Annotated in this window: 23 protein-coding genes; 15 read left to right on the forward strand and 8 right to left on the reverse strand. The window is 65.3% G+C overall.

The features are described from left to right. Positions 1-49 precede the first annotated feature (49 nt). From hslV to ACVRRC_RS01525, 4 genes are all read left to right on the forward strand, one after another. A complete protein-coding gene (hslV, locus tag ACVRRC_RS01510) occupies positions 50-586 on the forward strand; it encodes an ATP-dependent protease subunit HslV (protein ID WP_011911583.1) in 537 nt (178 codons plus the stop codon). Positions 587-613: 27 nt separating this feature from the next. After that, complete coding sequence (hslU, locus tag ACVRRC_RS01515) at positions 614-1,957, forward strand: ATP-dependent protease ATPase subunit HslU (protein ID WP_011911582.1); 1,344 nt, start codon at positions 614-616, stop codon at positions 1,955-1,957. 48 nt (positions 1,958-2,005) lie between these two features. Then, positions 2,006-2,380: a gamma-butyrobetaine hydroxylase family protein gene (locus ACVRRC_RS01520; RefSeq protein WP_011911581.1), complete on the forward strand. Its 375-nt coding sequence runs from the start codon at positions 2,006-2,008 to the stop codon at positions 2,378-2,380. A 301-nt stretch (positions 2,381-2,681) separates the two neighbouring features. After that, positions 2,682-4,613: a methyl-accepting chemotaxis protein gene (locus ACVRRC_RS01525; protein WP_011911580.1), complete on the forward strand. Its 1,932-nt coding sequence runs from the start codon at positions 2,682-2,684 to the stop codon at positions 4,611-4,613. A gap of 37 nt (positions 4,614-4,650) precedes the next feature. On the opposite strand, the gene ACVRRC_RS01530 is transcribed toward ACVRRC_RS01525, so the two are convergent. Then, complete coding sequence (locus ACVRRC_RS01530) at positions 4,651-4,926, reverse strand: polyhydroxyalkanoic acid system family protein (protein ID WP_013981490.1); 276 nt, start codon at positions 4,924-4,926, stop codon at positions 4,651-4,653. 186 nt (positions 4,927-5,112) lie between these two features. Here ACVRRC_RS01530 and ubiE point away from each other — a divergent pair, with 186 nt between their 5' ends. From ubiE to ACVRRC_RS01580, 10 genes are all read left to right on the forward strand, one after another. Continuing rightward, positions 5,113-5,883 carry a bifunctional demethylmenaquinone methyltransferase/2-methoxy-6-polyprenyl-1,4-benzoquinol methylase UbiE gene (gene ubiE / locus ACVRRC_RS01535; RefSeq protein WP_017244765.1) on the forward strand — a complete coding sequence of 257 codons (771 nt, stop codon included), beginning with the start codon at positions 5,113-5,115 and terminating at the stop codon, positions 5,881-5,883. Continuing rightward, a complete protein-coding gene (locus ACVRRC_RS01540) occupies positions 5,883-6,506 on the forward strand; it encodes a ubiquinone biosynthesis accessory factor UbiJ (protein ID WP_013981488.1) in 624 nt (207 codons plus the stop codon). The genes ubiE and ACVRRC_RS01540 overlap by 1 nt, the downstream gene beginning before the upstream one ends. Then, positions 6,503-8,110, forward strand: coding sequence for a ubiquinone biosynthesis regulatory protein kinase UbiB (ubiB, locus tag ACVRRC_RS01545; RefSeq protein WP_011911576.1), 1,608 nt, complete (start codon positions 6,503-6,505; stop codon positions 8,108-8,110). Before ACVRRC_RS01540 ends, ubiB begins: the two co-directional genes overlap by 4 nt. A 49-nt stretch (positions 8,111-8,159) precedes the next feature. Next, positions 8,160-8,555 (forward strand): phosphoribosyl-AMP cyclohydrolase, encoded by a 396-nt coding sequence (gene hisI, locus ACVRRC_RS01550; RefSeq protein WP_011911575.1) that lies wholly within the window; start codon positions 8,160-8,162, stop codon positions 8,553-8,555. Next, a complete protein-coding gene (locus ACVRRC_RS01555) occupies positions 8,548-8,880 on the forward strand; it encodes a phosphoribosyl-ATP diphosphatase (RefSeq protein ID WP_011911574.1) in 333 nt (110 codons plus the stop codon). The genes hisI and ACVRRC_RS01555 overlap by 8 nt, the downstream gene beginning before the upstream one ends. A 20-nt stretch (positions 8,881-8,900) precedes the next feature. Next, a complete protein-coding gene (gene tatA, locus ACVRRC_RS01560) occupies positions 8,901-9,131 on the forward strand; it encodes a twin-arginine translocase TatA/TatE family subunit (RefSeq protein WP_011911573.1) in 231 nt (76 codons plus the stop codon). A gap of 67 nt (positions 9,132-9,198) precedes the next feature. Continuing rightward, positions 9,199-9,618: a Sec-independent protein translocase protein TatB gene (tatB, locus tag ACVRRC_RS01565; RefSeq protein WP_279647389.1), complete on the forward strand. Its 420-nt coding sequence runs from the start codon at positions 9,199-9,201 to the stop codon at positions 9,616-9,618. Then, positions 9,615-10,418: a twin-arginine translocase subunit TatC gene (tatC, locus tag ACVRRC_RS01570; protein WP_011911571.1), complete on the forward strand. Its 804-nt coding sequence runs from the start codon at positions 9,615-9,617 to the stop codon at positions 10,416-10,418. The genes tatB and tatC overlap by 4 nt, the downstream gene beginning before the upstream one ends. After that, positions 10,415-11,122 carry a 16S rRNA (uracil(1498)-N(3))-methyltransferase gene (locus tag ACVRRC_RS01575; protein WP_472996549.1) on the forward strand — a complete coding sequence of 236 codons (708 nt, stop codon included), beginning with the start codon at positions 10,415-10,417 and terminating at the stop codon, positions 11,120-11,122. The genes tatC and ACVRRC_RS01575 overlap by 4 nt, the downstream gene beginning before the upstream one ends. Before the next feature lie 186 nt (positions 11,123-11,308). After that, positions 11,309-11,728: a UPF0158 family protein gene (locus tag ACVRRC_RS01580; RefSeq protein ID WP_020306822.1), complete on the forward strand. Its 420-nt coding sequence runs from the start codon at positions 11,309-11,311 to the stop codon at positions 11,726-11,728. A 3-nt stretch (positions 11,729-11,731) separates the two neighbouring features. Here the strand turns inward: ACVRRC_RS01580 and dtd are convergent, their stop codons facing one another. Then, positions 11,732-12,169: a D-aminoacyl-tRNA deacylase gene (gene dtd, locus ACVRRC_RS01585; protein WP_048328325.1), complete on the reverse strand. Its 438-nt coding sequence runs from the start codon at positions 12,167-12,169 to the stop codon at positions 11,732-11,734. Continuing rightward, positions 12,166-13,140, reverse strand: coding sequence for a prolyl aminopeptidase (pip, locus tag ACVRRC_RS01590; protein WP_011911567.1), 975 nt, complete (start codon positions 13,138-13,140; stop codon positions 12,166-12,168). Before pip ends, dtd begins: the two co-directional genes overlap by 4 nt. A gap of 78 nt (positions 13,141-13,218) precedes the next feature. Between pip and ACVRRC_RS01595 the strand changes: the two genes are divergently transcribed. Then, complete coding sequence (locus tag ACVRRC_RS01595; protein WP_472996550.1) at positions 13,219-13,644, forward strand: hypothetical protein; 426 nt, start codon at positions 13,219-13,221, stop codon at positions 13,642-13,644. Between the two features lie 22 nt (positions 13,645-13,666). Here the strand turns inward: ACVRRC_RS01595 and ACVRRC_RS01600 are convergent, their stop codons facing one another. The 5 genes from ACVRRC_RS01600 to ACVRRC_RS01620 all read right to left on the reverse strand — a co-directional run bounded on the left by ACVRRC_RS01600 (position 13,667) and on the right by ACVRRC_RS01620 (position 18,812). Continuing rightward, positions 13,667-14,200: a lipocalin family protein gene (locus tag ACVRRC_RS01600; RefSeq protein WP_472996551.1), complete on the reverse strand. Its 534-nt coding sequence runs from the start codon at positions 14,198-14,200 to the stop codon at positions 13,667-13,669. A 25-nt stretch (positions 14,201-14,225) separates the two neighbouring features. Beyond that, positions 14,226-14,480: an outer membrane protein assembly factor BamE domain-containing protein gene (gene bamE, locus ACVRRC_RS01605; protein ID WP_011911564.1), complete on the reverse strand. Its 255-nt coding sequence runs from the start codon at positions 14,478-14,480 to the stop codon at positions 14,226-14,228. A gap of 81 nt (positions 14,481-14,561) precedes the next feature. Continuing rightward, positions 14,562-15,164, reverse strand: a complete 603-nt coding sequence (locus ACVRRC_RS01610) for a DUF924 family protein (RefSeq protein ID WP_019407510.1) — start codon at positions 15,162-15,164, stop codon at positions 14,562-14,564. 3 nt (positions 15,165-15,167) lie between these two features. Next, complete coding sequence (locus tag ACVRRC_RS01615; protein ID WP_019407509.1) at positions 15,168-16,178, reverse strand: class 1 fructose-bisphosphatase; 1,011 nt, start codon at positions 16,176-16,178, stop codon at positions 15,168-15,170. 183 nt (positions 16,179-16,361) lie between these two features. Beyond that, the gene (locus ACVRRC_RS01620; protein ID WP_017244758.1) at positions 16,362-18,812 is read right to left on the reverse strand and encodes a glycogen/starch/alpha-glucan phosphorylase; all 2,451 of its coding nucleotides are present in this window, start codon (positions 18,810-18,812) and stop codon (positions 16,362-16,364) included. Between the last annotated feature and the right edge of the window lie 70 nt (positions 18,813-18,882).

The following is an 18,882-nucleotide window of genomic DNA, read 5'->3' on the forward strand; positions in this document are numbered from 1 at the left end:
TATCAACCGCATTCGGGCATTCATCGCCCCGCAGTGTGGAGATTTTCCTTTGACCACCATCGTTTCAGTGCGCCGCAACGGCAAAGTCGTCATGGGCGGCGACGGCCAGGTTTCCCTCGGCAACACCGTCATGAAAGGCAACGCCAAGAAGGTCCGCCGCCTCTATCACGGCCAGGTCCTGGCCGGCTTCGCCGGCGCCACCGCCGATGCCTTCACCCTCTTCGAGCGCTTCGAAGGTCAGCTGGAGAAGCACCAGGGCCATCTGGTGCGCGCCGCCGTCGAGCTGGCGAAGGACTGGCGCACCGACCGCTCCCTGAGCCGTCTGGAAGCCATGCTCGCTGTGGCCAACAAGGATGCCTCGCTGATCATCACCGGCAACGGCGACGTGGTGCAGCCCGAAGACGACCTGATCGCCATGGGCTCCGGCGGCGGCTTCGCCCAGGCCGCGGCCAAGGCCCTGCTGCTCAAGGCCGGCGCCGACATGTCGGCCCAGGAAATCGCCGAGACGGCGCTGAACATCGCCGGCAGCATCTGCGTGTTCACCAATCAGAACCTGACCATCGAGGAGCTCGACAGCGCGGTCTAATCGCCTGTCGTTCCGGAGTACCGCACCATGTCCATGACGCCCCGCGAGATCGTCCACGAACTCAACCGCCACATCATCGGCCAGGACGACGCCAAGCGCGCCGTGGCCATCGCCCTGCGCAACCGCTGGCGGCGCATGCAGCTGCCCGCCGAGCTGCGCCAGGAAGTCACCCCGAAGAACATTCTGATGATCGGCCCCACCGGCGTCGGCAAGACCGAAATTGCCCGCCGCCTGGCCAAGCTGGCCAACGCGCCGTTCCTGAAAGTGGAAGCCACCAAGTTCACCGAGGTCGGCTATGTCGGCCGTGACGTCGAATCGATCATCCGCGATCTGGCCGACGCGGCGCTGAAGATGCTGCGCGAGCAGGAGGTGCACAAGATGCGCCACCGCGCCGAAGACGCCGCCGAAGAACGCATCCTCGACGCCCTGCTGCCACCAGCGCGCCCGGTAGGCTTTTCCGAAGAGCCGGTGCAGAGCGGCGATTCCAACACCCGTCAGCTGTTCCGCAAGCGCCTGCGCGAAGGCCAGCTGGACGACAAGGAGATCGACATCGAGGTCGCCGAGAGCCCGGCCGGGGTGGAGATCATGGCCCCGCCCGGCATGGAGGAGATGACCAACCAGCTGCAGAACCTCTTCGCCAACATGGGCAAGGGCAAGAAGAAGAGCCGCAAGCTGAAGATCAAGGAAGCCTTCAAGCTCATCCGCGACGAGGAAGCCGCGCGCCTGGTCAACGAAGAAGACCTCAAGGCCCGCGCCCTGGAGGCGGTGGAGCAGAACGGCATCGTCTTCATCGACGAGATCGACAAGGTTGCCAAGCGCGGCAATACCAGCGGCGCCGACGTTTCCCGCGAGGGCGTGCAGCGCGACCTGCTGCCGCTGATCGAGGGCAGCACGGTCAACACCAAGCTGGGCATGGTCAAGACCGACCATATTCTCTTCATCGCCTCCGGCGCCTTCCACCTGTCCAAGCCCAGCGACCTGGTGCCGGAACTGCAGGGTCGCCTGCCGATCCGCGTGGAGCTCAAGGCGCTGTCACCGCAGGACTTCGAGCGCATCCTCACCGAGCCGCATGCGGCGCTCACCGAGCAGTACCGCGAGCTGCTGAAGACCGAAGGGCTGCACATCGAGTTTCTTGAGGACGGCATCAAGCGCATCGCCGAGATCGCCTGGCAGGTCAACGAGAAGACCGAGAACATCGGTGCCCGGCGCCTGCACACCCTGCTCGAGCGCCTGCTGGAGGAGGTCTCCTTCAGTGCAGCCGACCTGGCCGGCAAGCAGCAGGGCGAACCGATCCGCATCGACGCCGCCTACGTCAACGAGCACCTCGGCGAACTGGCGCAGGACGAAGACCTGTCGCGCTACATCCTCTGACCGTCACGGCCGTGGCCATTCCCACGGCCGATTTTTCCGGAGCGTCGCATGCGCATCCCCACTGCAATCAAACTGCACAAGGCGTCCAGAACGCTGGAACTGGAATACGGCGCCGACGAGCGCTACGTGCTGCCCGCCGAGTTCCTGCGCGTGCATTCGCCATCGGCGGAAGTCCAGGGCCACGGCAACCCGGTGCTGCAGACCGGCAAGCTGAAGGTCGCGCTGGAGCAGATCGAGCCGGCCGGCCAGTACGCCCTGAAGCTGACCTTCAGCGACGGCCACGACAGCGGCCTCTACACCTGGGACTACCTCGAACGCCTGGCGCTGAATCAGCAGGCGCTATGGGACGCCTATCTCGCGGCACTGGCGGCCGCCGGCAAGTCCCGCGACCCCGATGAGTCCGTGGTCAAGCTGATGCTCTGAGCCGCCGCGGCGAGGATTGCACCCTCCCGCTCTTGCGCGCCTGACCGATTCAAAGTCGTAACCGCAGGCGCCTCCCCGCCTGCTTCATGCCTTGCCCCACCGCTTCCAGAGCCGTACGACCACAGCGCGACCCTGCGGTCGAAAAACGACAGCCGAGCCGCACAAGCGCTTAAGAAACCTCCGAGGCCGGCCGCTAAGTGCAGGGACACTTACGCGCCGCTAATGCGGCGACCCGGCACAAGACGCCTCGCTGCAGTGTTCTTGCGACTGCGCCTGCCTCGACTTTCTGGAGCGTTCACACATGATCTCCCGCTTTTTCACCGACCTGGCCGTCACGCGCAAGCTTGGCCTGGGCTTCGGTTTCATGGTCCTGCTGACACTTCTGGTTGCCGCCATCGCCGTCACCAGCCTGAACGGGTTGCTGGAGCGCAACCAGAAGCAGACCCGCCTGTCCCAGGTCCAGGAAGCGTCCTACGCGGTAGATACCGCACGCACCCTGTTCGAACAAAGCGGCAGCGACGCCCACGCCCAGCAGGTGACCGGCAAGATCGGCGAAGTCCGCAACCACCTGCAGGACATCCGCACCACCCTGACTGCCGCCGATGATCAGCGCGACATCGCCTCCGCGCTCCAGTATGCCGAGCGCATCGAACGCAGCTTCCAGGAGCTGAAGCAGGCCCGCGAAAGCCGCGAACAGAGCCGGGGCGTGATGGTCAGCAGCGCCGGCGAGGCCCTCAAGGCGCTCGGCGAACTGGAAGAGCAGATCTACCAGACCCTCGAACAGTCCGCCGACGACCCGCTCGTCGTACAGCAGGCCCGCGCCCTCGCCGAACTAACCCGGCGCGTGCTGGAGAGCCGCTACCTGGTGCGTGGCTACATCTTCCAGCACACCGAAGAGTCTGCGCAGCTCGCCTATGCCGGCCTCGATCGCTCCCGTGAACAGGCCGATCTGCTGCGCGGCCTGCTACCCGTCGATCAACACAGCCATCTCGACCGCATGACCAGCGCCCTGCAGCGCTACCGTGCAGCGATCGAGACCTTCAAGGTCGGCATGGATGCGACCATCCAGGCTCGCACGGCGCTGGCCTCCGAAATCGGCGGTCTGCTGGAAATCAACGGCAATCTCTACCGCAACCAGCAGACCAAGATGCTCGGCGAAACGCAGCAGGCGCGCATCCAGACGATGCTGACCGCCTTCGCCAGTGCACTGCTCGGCCTGCTCGCGGCCTGGTTCATTGCCCGCCAGATCATTCTGCCGTTGCGCCACACCCTGGCCATGGCCCGGCGCATCGCCGACGGCGACCTCTCCGGCCAGGACAGCGCGCAACGCCGCGACGAGCTGGGCCAGCTGGAAAGCGCGATGCAGGACATGCGCCAGAGTCTGCGCAAGCTGATCGGCAGCATCGGCGACAGCTCGACGCAGATCGCCGCCGCTGCCGAGGAGCTGTCTGCCGTCACCGAGCAGACCAGCGCCGGCGTCAACGATCAGCGCCAGGAGACCGATCAGGTGGCCACGGCGGTGAACGAGATGGCCGCCACCGTTCAGGAAGTGGCGCGCAATGCGGTCGATGCCGCACAGGCCACTGCCGAAGCGGACCAGCAGGCGGTACAGGGCGAGAAGCTGGCAGGCGACGCCGTCGCCCAGATCGAGCGCATGGCGATGCAGGTCGCCAATACCGGCGAGGCGATGGAGCACCTACGCCGCGACAGCGATGCCATCGGCAGTGTGCTGGACGTGATCAAGGCAGTCGCCGAGCAGACCAATCTGCTGGCGCTCAATGCCGCCATCGAGGCGGCGCGGGCTGGTGAAGCCGGCCGCGGCTTCGCCGTGGTGGCAGACGAAGTACGCGCCCTGGCGCAACGCACCCAGCAATCGACCGAGGAGATCGAGAAGCTGATCGGCACCCTGCAGAACAGTGCCCAGAGCGCCAGCCAACTGATGCGCGACAATCAGCAGCTGAGTGACAGCACGGTCGAACTGACCCGCCGGGCCGGAGACGCCCTGAGCGTCATCGCCCGTACCGTATCGACCATCCAGAGCATGAACCAGCAGATCGCGGCGGCGGCCGAGCAGCAGAGCGCCGTGGCCGAGGAGATCAACCGCAGCGTGGTCAGCGTACGCGACATTTCCCTGCAAACCGCCACCGCCAGTGACGAGACGGCGCGCGCCAGCACCGAACTGGCCCAGCTGGGCAACGCGCTCCAGCAGCAGATCGGCCGCTTCCGCCTCTGACTGCCAGGCGCAGGGCCGCGTGGCCCTGCGCCGCCGTTCAGGCCAGCGCCTTGTCCAGTGCCCGCTCGATCTGGCCCTGAATGCTGCTGCCCATGGCCGAAAGCAGCAGGCCGAGATTGAGCAGCACCTTCACGCTGTCCTCGCGCACTTCGATGCGCCCGTCCGCGCCACTGCGCCTGACCGCCAGCACATCACCCTGCCACTGACAGCTCACGCCGAACTCGCGGGCCAGGCGTGCGGCAAGCTCGTCGGCCTTTTCGCGGGCCGCGTCGCGGCCGAGGTTGTGGGAACGTTCGACGATGATCTGCGCCATGACGGCTCCTGGCTGCGCCCGAAAAGGCGCGCACTATAGCAAAGTGGCAAGTCTGCTCCGCGGCACCCCGAGCTCGACCCTGCGACATGTCGCCGCTAGACCTTTTGCCGGCCGCTACCTGCTCGACGCTTATCAGCCGCCTTTTTAGGTTTAGAATGCCGGGCACATTCTTCGGGTGAAAGTGACATGACCGATCCTCGCAAAGCGCATGACGCAGAACCGACCACCCATTTCGGCTACAAGAACGTGCCGGAAAGCCAGAAGGCGCAGAAGGTGGCCGAGGTGTTCCATTCCGTTGCCGCCAAGTACGACCTGATGAACGACCTGATGTCCGGCGGCATCCACCGACTGTGGAAGCGCTTCACCATCGAGCTGTCCGGCGCGCGCCACGGCAATCGGATTCTGGACATCGCCGGCGGCACCGGCGACCTGACCCGCCAGTTCTCCCGCATCGTCGGCCCCACGGGTGAAGTGGTGCTGGCCGACATCAATGCCTCGATGCTCAAGGTCGGCCGCGACAAGCTGCTGGACAAGGGCGTGGCCGGCAACGTCAGGTTCGTCCAGGCCGATGCCGAGAAGCTGCCCTTCCCGGACAATTATTTCGACGTGGTCACCATCGCCTTCGGCCTGCGCAACGTCACCCACAAGGAAGACGCCATCGCCTCGATGCTGCGCGTGCTCAAGCCAGGCGGCCGGCTGCTGGTGCTGGAATTCTCCAAGCCGACCAACCAGCTGTTCTCCAAGGCCTACGATGCCTACTCGTTCAGCCTGCTGCCGATGATGGGCAAGCTGATCACCAACGATGCCGACAGCTACCGTTACCTGGCCGAGTCGATCCGCATGCACCCGGATCAGGAAACCCTCAAGGGCATGATGGAAGCTGCCGGTTTCGAGCGCGTCAGCTACCACAACATGACCGGCGGCATCGTCGCCCTGCACCGCGGCATCAAGCCCTGATGCTGCGCGCTGCCCTGCTGGCCGGCGCCGAGCGCGGCATCAATCGCGTCCTGCGTCTGGACCCGACCGCACTGCCGCGGCTGGCGCGCCTGAGTGGCCGGGTCATCGAGATCGACTGCACGGCCCCGGCCTGGCGCCTGTTCATCCTCGCCGACGATGAAGGACTGCGTCTGGCCGGCACCTGGGGTAGCGATGCCGACTGCCGGCTGCGCGCGCCGGCGAGCAGCCTGCTGCGCCTGGCCGCCAGCCGCAACAAGACCGCGGTGCTGCATGGTCCGGACGTCGAGATCGAGGGCGACAGCGGCTTGCTGATGAACCTCGCGGAGGTGCTGCAGGACCTGGAGCTGGACTGGGAGTACGAGATTTCCCGCTGGCTCGGTCCGGTCGGTGCACAGCTGCTCGGCTCCAGCCTGCGCAACCCGCTGGACTGGCTGCGCGACAGCGCGGGCTCGCTGCGCCAGGATCTGGCCGACTATCTCAGCGAAGAGTCACGCACGCTGGTCGGCCAGGCCGAAGCCCAGGCGCGCTTCGACGAACTGGATGACATGAAACTCGCCCTCGACCGACTCGAGGCGCGCATCGAGCGCCTCGCCCTCAACCTGAATCCAGATCGCTCCGAATGAAGCTGTTCGCCGCCGCACGCCGCCTGTTCCGCATCCTGCTGGTGGTGATCCGCTACCGCCTCGATGACATCATCCTCGACCTGCCGATGCCCTGGTGGCTGCGCGGCACCAGCTATCTGCTGCCCTGGCGCTGGGTTCCGCGGCGGCGCAGCGCGCTGTCGCGGGGCGCTCGCCTGCGCCTGGCGCTGGAAGGGCTGGGGCCGATCTTCATCAAGTTCGGGCAGATTCTCTCGACCCGTCGCGACCTGCTGCCGCCGGATATCGCCGAAGAACTGGCGATGCTGCAGGACCGAGTACCCCCATTCGACTCGGCCGTCGCCACGGCGCTGATCGAGCAGCAGCTGGGTGCCCCGGTCGGCGAACTGTTCGCCCGCTTCGACAGCAAACCGCTGGCCTCCGCGTCCGTGGCCCAGGTGCATGCCGCCAAGCTGCGTTCCGGCGAGGAAGTGGTGGTCAAGGTGGTACGGCCGAACCTCAAGCCGATCATCAGCCAGGACCTGGCCTGGTTGTTCATGCTGGCCAATACCGCCGAACGCATCTCCATCGACGCACGCCGCCTGCACCTGGTGGAAGTGGTCGACGACTATGCCAAGACCATCTACGACGAGCTCGACCTGCTGCGCGAAGCGGCCAACGCCAGCCAGCTCAGGCGCAACTTCGAGGGCTCGGCACTGCTCTACGTGCCGCAGGTGTACTGGGACTATTGCCGGTCGCAAGTGCTCGTCATGGAGCGCATCTATGGCGTACCGGTGACAGACATGGCCGGTCTGGCACGGCAGAACACCGACATGCGCCAGCTGGCCGAACGCGGCGTGGAGATCTTCTTCACCCAGGTGTTCCGCGACAGTTTCTTCCATGCCGACATGCACCCCGGCAACATCTTCGTCAGTACCCACCAGCCCTGGAGCCCGCAGTACATCGCAGTGGACTTCGGCATCGTCGGCAGCCTGACGCCGGAAGACCAGGACTACCTGGCGCGCAACCTGATGGCCTTCTTCAAACGCGACTACCGCAAGGTGGCGCAGCTGCACATCGACTCGGGCTGGGTACCGGCGGAAACCAAGGTCAACGAGTTCGAGGCGGCGATCCGTACCGTCTGCGAGCCGATCTTCGAGAAGCCGCTGAAGGACATCTCCTTCGGTCAGCTGCTGGTGCGTCTGTTCCAGGTGGCGCGGCGCTTCAACATGGAGGTGCAGCCGCAACTGGTGCTGCTGCAGAAGACCCTGCTCAATATCGAGGGCCTTGGCCGCGAGCTGTATCCCGATCTCGACCTCTGGAGCACCGGCCAGCCCTACCTCGAGCGCTGGATGCGCGAGCGCATGGGCCCGCGCCAGCTGCTGAAGAATGCCCAGGCGCAGATCGAACAGCTGCCGCACCTGGCGCACATGACCCGCGAACTGCTCGAACGCATGTCGCATCCCCACGCCAACAACCCGCCGCCACCATGGCGCGAGCGCCGCCACTGGCCGCTGCGACTGGTCGGCGCGATCCTGCTCGGCAGCGGCGCAACGCTCGCCGCCGGCGCCGAGAGCTTTACCGCCCTCAACGCCTGGCCGGCCTGGATCATGCTCGTCGCCGGCACCTTCATCGTGGTGCGCCGATAGCCATCGCTGGTGGGGGCTGGCACACTTGACGCATTGAGCGGAGAATCCGATGAACTGGCTGGACGAAATCAACTGGAACGCCGATGGCCTGGTCCCGGCGATTGCCCAGGACCACAAGACCGGTCGCGTGCTGATGATGGCCTGGATGAATCGCGAGGCGCTGCAGCTGACCGCACAGGAAAACCGCGCCATCTACTGGTCACGTTCGCGTGGCAAGCTGTGGCGCAAGGGCGAGGAGTCCGGACATGTGCAGCAACTGCACGAGCTGCGCCTGGACTGTGATGCCGACGTGATCATCCTGATGGTCGAGCAGATCGGCGGCATCGCCTGCCACACCGGTCGCGAAAGCTGCTTCTACCGCGTGTTCGAGAACGGCGCCTGGAAAGTCGTCGAGCCGGTGCTCAAGGACCCGCACGCCATCTACGCGGAGCACAAGCATGAGTGACACCCTCACCCGCCTGGCCGAGGTGCTGGAGGCCCGCAAGGGCGCGGCGCCGGACAGTTCCTACGTCGCCAGCCTGTATCACAAGGGCCTGAACAAGATTCTCGAGAAGGTCGGCGAGGAATCGGTGGAAACCATACTCGCCGCCAAGGATGCCGCCGTCAGTGGCGACTCCAGCGACCTGATCTACGAAACCGCCGATCTCTGGTTCCACAGCCTGGTCATGCTCGCTGCCCTCGGCCAGCACCCGCAGGCCGTGCTGGATGAACTGGATCGACGCTTCGGTCTCTCCGGACACGCGGAAAAAGCCGCGCGTCCGCAAACCTGATTCACATCGGAGATATCACCATGGGTTTTGGCGGCATCAGCGTCTGGCAACTACTGATCATCCTGCTCATCGTCATCATGCTGTTCGGCACCAAGCGCCTCAAGGGCCTGGGCTCCGACCTCGGTGATGCGATCAAGGGCTTCCGCAAATCCATGGGCACCGACGAGGAAAAGCCTGGCGTGGAAGACAAGCAGAATCACACCATCGATGCGCAGGCGCGCAAGGTCGAAGAACCGACCAAGAAAGACTAGTCCCTGGCTCGACGCGGGCGCGCAGTTGCTGCGCGACCGCTCTCTCTATTGATGTGAGCACGTCCTGATGTTCGATATCGGTTTCACCGAACTGCTACTGGTCGGCCTGGTGGCGCTGATGGTGCTCGGCCCGGAGCGCCTGCCGGGTGCGGTGCGGACCACCGGGCTTTGGGTTGGCCGGCTGAAGCGCAGCTTCAGCAACATCAAGGCCGAAGTGGAGCGCGAAATCGGCGCCGACGAGATCCGCCGGCAGTTGCACAACGAGCGCATCCTCGACCTGGAGCGGGAGATGAAGCAGAGCATCATGCCGCCGCCCGCCAGCAAGCCGGCCGCCACGCCGCCGTCGACCCCCAGCGAGGGCGCCGGCCAGCCCGCGAATGCCGCGAGCAGCAGTCCCGGCGATACGGTGACGCCCGCTGCGAACCCGCCCGCGCCGAGCAACGAGACCGCTCAGCCCCTTCGCTCCGACAGACCATCCGAACCATGAGCAAGCCTTCCATCGACGACCAGGAAATGCCGCTGGTCGCGCACCTGACCGAGCTGCGCAAGCGCCTGCTGCGCTGCGTGGTGGCCATCGCCCTGCTCTTCGCCGGGCTGTTCTACTTCTCGCAACAGATCTACGCGCTGGTCGCCGCGCCACTGCGGGCCTACCTGCCCGAAGGCGCGACGATGATCGCCACCGGCGTCGCTTCGCCGTTCCTGACGCCATTCAAGCTGACCCTGATGGTCGCGCTGTTTCTCTCGATGCCGATCATCCTGCACCAGATCTGGGGGTTCATCGCACCCGGCCTGTACAAGCACGAGAAACGCATCGCCGTACCGCTGCTGGTGTCGAGCATCTTCCTGTTCTACGCCGGCATGGCCTTCGCCTATTTCGTGGTGTTCCCGATCATGTTCGGCTTCTTCGCCAGCGTGACGCCCGAAGGCGTGTCGATGATGACCGATATCGGCCAGTACCTGGATTTCGTCCTCACGCTGTTCTTCGCCTTTGGCGTGGCCTTCGAAATCCCGGTGGCGACCTTCCTGCTGATCTGGGTCGGCATCGTCGACGTTGCCACCCTGCGCAAGAGCCGCCCCTATGTGATCGTCGGCTGCTTTGCCGTCGGCATGGTGCTGACGCCGCCGGATGTGTTCTCACAGTCGCTGCTGGCCGTGCCCATGTGGCTGCTGTTCGAAGCCGGCGTGATCTGCGGCAGCATGATCCGAAAGCGCGAGGAACATTTCCGCGGCGATGCCGAGGATGACGTCCCGCCATCCGGCGACCAGCCTCCCGCACCACGCCCGTGAACCTGCTGCTGCTCGAAGAAGGCGACTTCGTCGCCGCCGACCGGGTACGGCTGCGCGACCGCCGCCTGACCCACATGCGCGACGTGCACCGCGTCGAAGTCAATGAGAGCCTCAGGGTCGGCCGGCTCGGCGGCCAGATGGGCAACGGTCGGCTGCTGCGCCTGGACGCCACCGAGGCCGAGCTGCAGGTGAGCTTCGACCAGCCGCCGCCGGCCAAGCTGCCGGTGACCCTGCTGCTGGCACTGCCACGACCGAAGATGCTGCGCCGGGTGCTGCAGACCGTCGCTGCCATGGGCGTACCACGACTGGTCCTGCTCAACAGCTACCGGGTGGAAAAGAGCTTCTGGCAGACGCCCTTCCTCGAACCGGCCGCCATCCGTGAACAGCTGATCCTCGGCCTCGAACAGGCGCGCGATACCGTGTTGCCCGAGGTCATCATCGAAAAACGCTTCAAGCCCTTTATCGAGGACCGTCTGCCGCAGCTCGCGGCAGGCACCTGCGGGCTGGTCGGTCATCCCGGCGATTTCCCGACCTGCCCACGCGCGGTCGGGGGGCCGGTCACCCTGGCGATCGGTCCGGAAGGCGGCTGGATTCCCTACGAGGTGGAGAAATTCACCGCCGCCGGACTGCAACCGGTGCAGCTGGGCGAACGCATTCTGCGCGTGGAGACGGCGGTCAGCGCCCTGCTGGCCAGGTTGTTCTAGCGCCGCCTGGAGGCGGTGCGGCGCTGCACCCGCGACGGGCGCGACGACCGACGCAGACGGCACACCGATGAACGTAGCGCACCCACCCGGTGCGAGAGAGTCAGAGATTGGGACTGCTCACGCTTCGGCGCGTCTGCGCCGCGGCCTAGACATTTCAACGAATCCCTAAAAAGAGCCGTTCTTGCCATGCGACCACTGACCATCGACATGCACCGTCTGGAATTCGCTCTGGACGGGCGCGACATCGCCGAATACTACCTGGACCTGGAAAGTGGCGAGATCCGCGCCATATTTCCCGGCGATCCGCCTCCCGGAGCCATGGACAAGTACGACGTCAAGGACGATCGGTACCTGCACATCGAACCACTGGACCTCGCCCAATCAATCGCCATGCGCGAGGCCTTCCTGTTCACCCAGCACGATCCCATCGCCCATGCGGTCCTGAGCAATGCACTCAAGGGCCGCAAGCCCCTACGTACCTTCGACTTCAAACTGGAAGACTTTCCCGAGGTCAGGGAAGCCTGGCTGCGCTACCAGACGGTGCAGCTGCGCGAATACGCCATCACCTGGTTGCGCGACAACGATCTGGAGCCGGTCCGCCACTGACACTCAGCTTTCGAGGAGGAATGTCACCGGCCCGTCGTTGACGAGGTGCACCTGCATCTCGGCGCCGAAACGCCCACAGGCCACCTCTGGATGCTGGTCGCGGGCACGCGCCAGCAGGTAGTCGTACAGCGCCTCGCCGTGGGCAGGCGGCGCTGCGCTGGAGAAGCTCGGGCGCAGGCCGCTGCGGGTGTCCGCGGCAAGGGTGAACTGCGACACCAGCAGCAGGCCGCCGCCGATGTCTTTCAGCGACCGGTTCATCTTGCCCTGCTCGTCGCCGAACACCCGGTAGTTGAGCAGCTTGTGCAGCAGCTTGTCGGCGCGCGCCTGGTCGTCCTCGCGCTCGACCCCGACCAGCACCAGCAAGCCCTGATCGATGGCACCGACTGTCTCGCCGGCCACCTCGACCCGCGCGTGGCGGACCCGCTGGATCAGCCCCTTCATTCGGCATCCGCCGGCGGCAGGTCGAGCAGGCGGTGGGCGATCTCGCCGGTCGCGCGGACCAGCGCATCGGCGATGCCCACCTCCGCAGCCGAGTGTCCGGCATCGCGAATGATCTGCAGCTCACTGTTGGGCCAGGCCTGGTGCAGCGCCCAGGCATTGTCCAGCGGACAGATGGCATCGTAGCGACCATGCACGATGATCCCTGGCAGATGGGCGATCTTCGGCATGTCGCGCAGCAACTGGTCGGGTTCGAGAAAGGCCTGGTTGACGAAGTAATGGCACTCGATGCGCGCCATCGACAATGCCCGGTGCGGATCGGCGAAACGCTCGACGACGTTGGGGTTGGGTCGCAGGGTCGCCGTGCGGCCTTCCCAGCATGACCAGGCCTTGGCCGCATGCATCTGGGCGATCTGGTCGCTGCCGGTGAGCCGGCGGTAGAACGCCTGCATCAGATCGTCGCGCTCCTCGGGCGGAATCGGCGCGACGAAGTCCTGCCAGTAATCCGGGAACAGCCGGCTGGCGCCTTCCTGATAGAACCAGGACAGGTCTTCCGGCCTGCAGAGGAAGATGCCACGCAGGATCAGCGCGTGCACGTGCTCGGGAAAGGCCTGGGCATAGGCCAGTGACAGCGTCGAACCCCAGGAGCCGCCGAACAGCACCCATTTGTCGATGCCCAGATGCTCGCGGATGCGCTGCATGTCGGCGATCAGGTGCGCGGTGGTGTTGTTCTCCAGGCTGGCATGCGGCGTCGAGCGACCGCAGCCCCGCTGGTCGAAGGTGATGATGCGATAGAGGCTCGGATCGAAGAAGCGCCGGCTGATGGCATCGCAGCCACCGCCAGGGCCGCCATGCACGAACAGCACGGGCAGGCCATCCGGCGATCCACTCTCGTCGACGTAGAGCACATGCGGTTCTTCCACCGCCAGCTCGTGCCGGGCGTAGGGTTTGATCTCCGGATACAAGGTCTGCATGGCACACTCCTGATCTGCGGCGGGCCGGCCGGCCCGCATGACGTTTGCGGCATCATAGCGAGGTTCGGGGAGTTGAGCATGTCAGCATGGAAAATAGCGGCGCTGGCGGTATTGCTGGCACTTGTCGGCTGCGGTCGGGACGATCCGCAGGCGGCGTTGCAGCAGGCGGCAGAGCAGCTGCAGGCGAGCCTGGAAATCAAGCAGACCGGGGAGCTGATGGCACTGCTGCACGCCGATTTCCAGGCCCAGCAGCAGTACGATCGCGACTGGGCCCGGCGCACGGCGACGCTGATGTTCATGCGCCATCGCAACGTCCGGGTGATCGCCCTGAGCCAGCGCAGCTGGATCGATGCAACCTACCCGGACCGCGGTCATACCGAGGCGCAGGTCGCGCTGACCGGTGCGGAGGCCCTGCTGCCGCAGCAGGCCGGGCACTATCAGGTCAGGCTGGAGTGGCGACAGGAGAACGGCAGCTGGCAACTGGCGCGTCTGCAGTGGCAGTGAGCAGCGCCGGTTGCAGGCCACCTCACTGGAGCCAGATCAGCTCAGAGGTGTCGTAGCCTCTGCGTTCGGCCTCGCTGAGCAGACGGGCGCGCGTCGCCTGGTCGACCTCGGCATCGCGGGCCAGCAGCCAGAGATATTTGCGGTCGGGGCTGCCGACCAGGGCGGTGCTGTACCCTTCATCCAGATAGAGCACCCAGTAGTGCCCCTTGGTCAGATCCGGGAACAGACGGCCAAACCAGTTATCGAAGCGCACCCACAGCCGATCGGTGCGACCGGCCTGCTGCGGTACCGCCTCGCCCTTGGCTTCCTGCCATTGGCCATCTTCCGTCTCGCAGCGATTGGTGACCGCTACCTTGCCGTTGGCCTGCAGCTGGTAATGCGCTTCGGAACGCAGGCAGTCGCGCTGGAAGAACATCGGCAGGCGCGCCAGCTCGTACCAGGTGCCCTGGTAGCGCGCCAGATCCACCTCGCCCACGGTTTCCGGCGGCCGCTCACGCCCGCCTCCCACACAGCCGCTCAACAGGATCAGGCACAGCAGGGCGACACTCGCACGCATGGGAATCTCCAGACGGTTTCGGCGTTTACTTCAGCCCCTTGCCGGAAAACATCATCACCTTGTCGCCGGCGAACTGGACGCTGATGAAGCGGTTCTTCTCACCCCAGGTACAGCTGGACATGCCCAGCGCACCGGCGCATTCCGAAGGCTTGCCCAAGAGCTTCTCCACTTCCACCCGTTCCATGCCGGGCTTGAGCTTGGCGAAGTTCTCCTGGGTGATCGGGCTGCAGGCGGCCAGCAGAACCGTGCAGGCGATCAACAATGGGGTACGCAATGACATATCGAGCTCCTTGCTTCTTTTTAAGTTCAGCGCTGCAGAGCGGGGTTCTGCTGCGCCAGCCCAACGACGGCGGCGGCGGGGCTAGAACGACGAACCTGGCTGCTGCAGGAACGATTGTTCGGCATCGCTGCTGTCGCGTCCGAGAATGGCGTTGCGATGCGGGAAGCGCCCGAAGCGGGAGATGACGTCCCGATGGCGTTCGGCATAGTCGAGGAAGTCGCGGAACAGCGCCTGTTCGTGCTCGGCGGCAATGTCGCGCAGGGCCGTGAAGTGCGCCACTGCCAGATCCTGCACCGCCAGATTCTCCGCGTGTTCGAGCACCAGATAGATGAATACGCGCTGGATCGGCGAGAGCAGCATGTCGCCGCCATGGGCAAGACCATCGCGAACCAGCTGCTGTGCGCGTTCATCGCCGGCGAAGGCCCGCGGGGTGTCGCGATGGATCATCCGGGGCAACTGGTCAAGCAGCAGCACCAGGGCCAGCCAGCCCTCGGGCAGTTCGGCCCAGTCCTGCAGGTCGCCGTTCAGCGCCTGCTCGACCAGCGCGCCGAAGCGCTCGCGCGCCTCGGCATCCTGTTGTGGACGGTAGCCGAACCAGAGCCGCTGTTTTTCAGCCGCGATCTCGGTTGCGCTGGTGCCCTGGCCGAACCACCAGTGGAGCAAGTCCTGCCAGGGCGCCTGCACCGGTCAGCCCTGATGGTAGCCGGTGACGCGCTCGACTTCTTCCTTCGAGCCGAGGAACACCGGCACGCGCTGGTGCAGCGATTGCGGCTGGATCTCGAGGATACGCTGGGTACCGGTGGTGGCGGCACCACCGGCCTGCTCGATGATCATCGACATCGGGTTGGCTTCATACATCAGGCGCAGCTTGCCGGCCTTGTCCGGCTCGCGGGCGTCACGCGGATACATGAAGATGCCGCCACGGGTGAGGATGCGGTGCACGTCGGCGACCATCGAGGCAATCCAGCGCATGTTGTAGTTCTTGCCCAGCGGGCCTTCCTTGCCGGCGAGCAACTCGCCGACGTAGCGCTTGACCGGCTCTTCCCAGTGGCGCTGGTTGGACATGTTGATGGCGAATTCGGCAGTGCTCTGCGGCACGCAGAGGTTCTCGTGGGTGAGCACGAAGCTGCCCAGCTCGCGGTCGAGGGTAAAGCCCATCACGCCGTGGCCAAGGGTAAGCACCAGCATGGTCTGCGGGCCGTAGATGGCGTAACCGGCAGCGACCTGCTTGGTGCCCGGCTGCAGGAAGGCTTCCTCGCCGAGGGCGTCGTTTTGGCTGAAGCAGGCATCCGGGCAGCGCAGCACCGAGAAGATGGTACCGACCGAGACGTTCACGTCGATGTTGCTGGAGCCGTCCAGCGGGTCGAAGACCAGCAGATAGGCGCCCTTCGGGTATTTGCCGGGAATCTGGTAAGCGTTGTCCATTTCCTCGGAAGCCATGCCGGCCAGGTGGCCGCCCCATTCGTTGGCTTCCAGCAGGATTTCGTTGGAGAGCACGTCGAGCTTTTTCTGCACTTCGCCCTGCACGTTCTCGCTGCCGGCGCTGCCCAGCACGCCGCCCAGCGCGCCCTTGGAAACCTGGTGGCTGATCGCCTTGCACGCGCGCGCCACGACCTCGATGAGAAAGCGCAGATCCGCCGGGGTGTTGTTGCTGCGAGTCTGCTCGATGAGGTAGCGACTAAGGGTTACGCGTGACATGGAAATGGCTCCGGAGGAAGGATAAACCCGCGCAGTTTAGCAGGCCGTAGGAAAACTAACTCCCCTCAGACCGGTCGGCCCCCCGCAGAGTTCAGCGCAGCGGCGAGCAGATTGCCAGCACGAGCGCGTCACCCCGCAGGTTCTGGCTGACCGCCGGCGGAAAAGCGCCGACGGGCCAGCCACTTACATCACTTTCCAGATCTCCCGGGCGTATTCGCGGATGGTGCGATCGGAGGAGAACCAGCCCGTGCGCGCGGTATTGAGCACCGACGAGCGCCACCAGCGGGCCGGGTCGCGCCAGCGCTCTTCGACCTCCAGCTGGGCCTGCCAGTAGGCCTCGAAGTCGGCGCAGACCATGAAGGTATCGTGCCAGCTGATACCGTCCACCAGGCCGACGTAGCGACCCGGATCGCCCGGTGAGAAACCGCCGCCGCGGATCGCCGACAGCACTTCGCTGAGACGATGCGACCCCGCGATGATGGCCTCGGCGTTGTACTCGTTGCCCTGCTTGCGCGCATTCACCTCCTGCGCGGTAAGGCCGAAGATGAACATGTGTTCAAGGCCGATCTGTTCGCTCATTTCCACGTTGGCGCCGTCCAGGGTGCCGATGGTCAGTGCGCCGTTGAGGGCAAACTTCATGTTGCTGGTGCCGGAAGCTTCGAGCCCGGCGGTGGAAATCTGCTCGGACAGGTCGGCCGCGGGAATGATGTCCTCGGCCAGGCTGACGTTGTAGTTGGGCAGGAACACCACCTTGAGCAGCCCGCGCACGGTCGGGTCGGCGTTGATGGTATTGGCGATGTCGTTGGTCAGCTTGATGATCAGCTTGGCCTGGTGATAGCTGGCCGCCGCCTTGCCGGCGAAGATCTTCACCCGTGGCACCCAGTTGCCACCCGGATCGGAACGGATGGCCTGGTACAGCGCCACGGTGTGCAGCAGGTTGAGCAGCTGGCGCTTGTACTCGTGGATGCGTTTGACATGCACGTCGAACAGCGCGGTCGGATCGACACTGATGCCCAGCCGCTCCTGGATCACATTGGCCAGATGGCGCTTGTTGGCCAGCCGTTGTTCGGCGAAGCGCTGGCGGAAGGCCGCCTGTTCGGCATAGGGCTCGAGCTGGCGCAGGCGGGTTTCCGGCTCGTCGAGGACTTCCTCACCGAGATGCTCCACCAGCAACTGGGTCAGCTGCGGATTGGCCTGATAGAGCCAGCGGCGGAAGGTGATGCCATTGGTCTTGCTGTTGATGCGCTGCGGATAGAGGCGATGCAGGTCGGTGAACACGGTCTTGCGCATCAGCTGAGTGTGCAGCCCCGACACGCCGTTGGTGCTGTGCGAACCGAGGAAAGCCAGGTTGCCCATGCGTACCCGGCGGCCATGGTCCTCCTCGATCAGCGATACCGAACGCAGCAGCTCGGCGTCGTGGATGCCGCGCTCGCGCAGGTTGTCCAGATGGTAGGCGTTGATCAGGTAGATGATCTGCATGTGCCGTGGCAGCAGCCGCTCCATCAGCCCCACCGGCCAGGTCTCCAGCGCCTCGGGCAGCAGGGTGTGGTTGGTGTAGGACAGGGTGGCGGTGGTCAGCCTCCAGGCGTGCTGCCATTCGTAGCTGTGCACATCGACCAGCAGCCGCATCAGCTCGGCCACGGCGATAGCCGGGTGGGTATCGTTGAGCTGAATCGAGGTGTACTCGGGCAGGCTGTCCAGCGAGCCGCGTTGCTTGAGATGGCGGCGCAGCAGGTCCTGCAGCGAGGCAGCGACGAAGAAGTACTCCTGGCGCAGACGCAGCTCCTGCCCCGCCTCGGTGCTGTCGGCCGGATAGAGCACCCGCGAGATGCTCTCGGCACGCGCCTCCTCCGCCGCGGCGCCGATGTGATCGCCAGCATTGAAGCGCGCCAGGTGGAAGTCCGCTTCCGGCCGCGCGCGCCACAGGCGCAGCGTGTTCACCCCGGCACCACGCCAGCCGACGATGGGCGTGTCATAGGCGATCGCGCGCACGCCTTCGGCCCAGTGCCAGAAATGCTGAACCTCACCCTGCTCGTTGGTAGTAGCCGTGACACTACCGCCGAAGCCGATCAGGTACTTGACCTCGGAGCGCTCGAACTCCCAGGGGTTGCCGAAATCCAGCCAGGTCTCGGTCTGTTCGTGCTGCCAGCCATCGACGATCGCCTGGCGGAACAGGCCATGGTCATAACGGATGCCGTAGCCATGGGACACCACGCCAAGGGTGGCCATGCTTTCCATGAAGCAGGCCGCGAGCCGCCCGAGGCCGCCATTGCCGAGCGCCGCGTCCGGCTCCAGCAGGCGGATGCGATCGATGTCCACGTCCAGTCCGGCCAGCGCCTCGCGCGCCACCTCGAACAGGCCCAGGTTGCTCAGGCTGTCCACCAGCAGACGGCCGATCAGGAACTCCAGGGAAAGGTAGTAGACCCGCTTCTGCCCGCCGGTATAGGCCTCGCGCGTGCAATCCATCCAGCGATCGATGGTGCTGTCGCGGGTCGCCAGGGCGACCGCATGGAACCAGTCATAGTCGGAGGCGTTCTCCGGATCCTTGCCCACCGAGTAGGTGAGCTTGCGCAAAACCCGCTCACGGAAAGCGGCGACTTCTTGGGCAGTGGCGTTGGCTGATTCCTGCGTCATGGACAGACCTCGGTTAGCGAAGACACACAAGAGGGACTCGCGGCAGCCGCGCCCGTTCACCTCCGTTCGG

The sequence above is a fragment of the Stutzerimonas sp. LR2 genome (assembly GCF_055755175.1).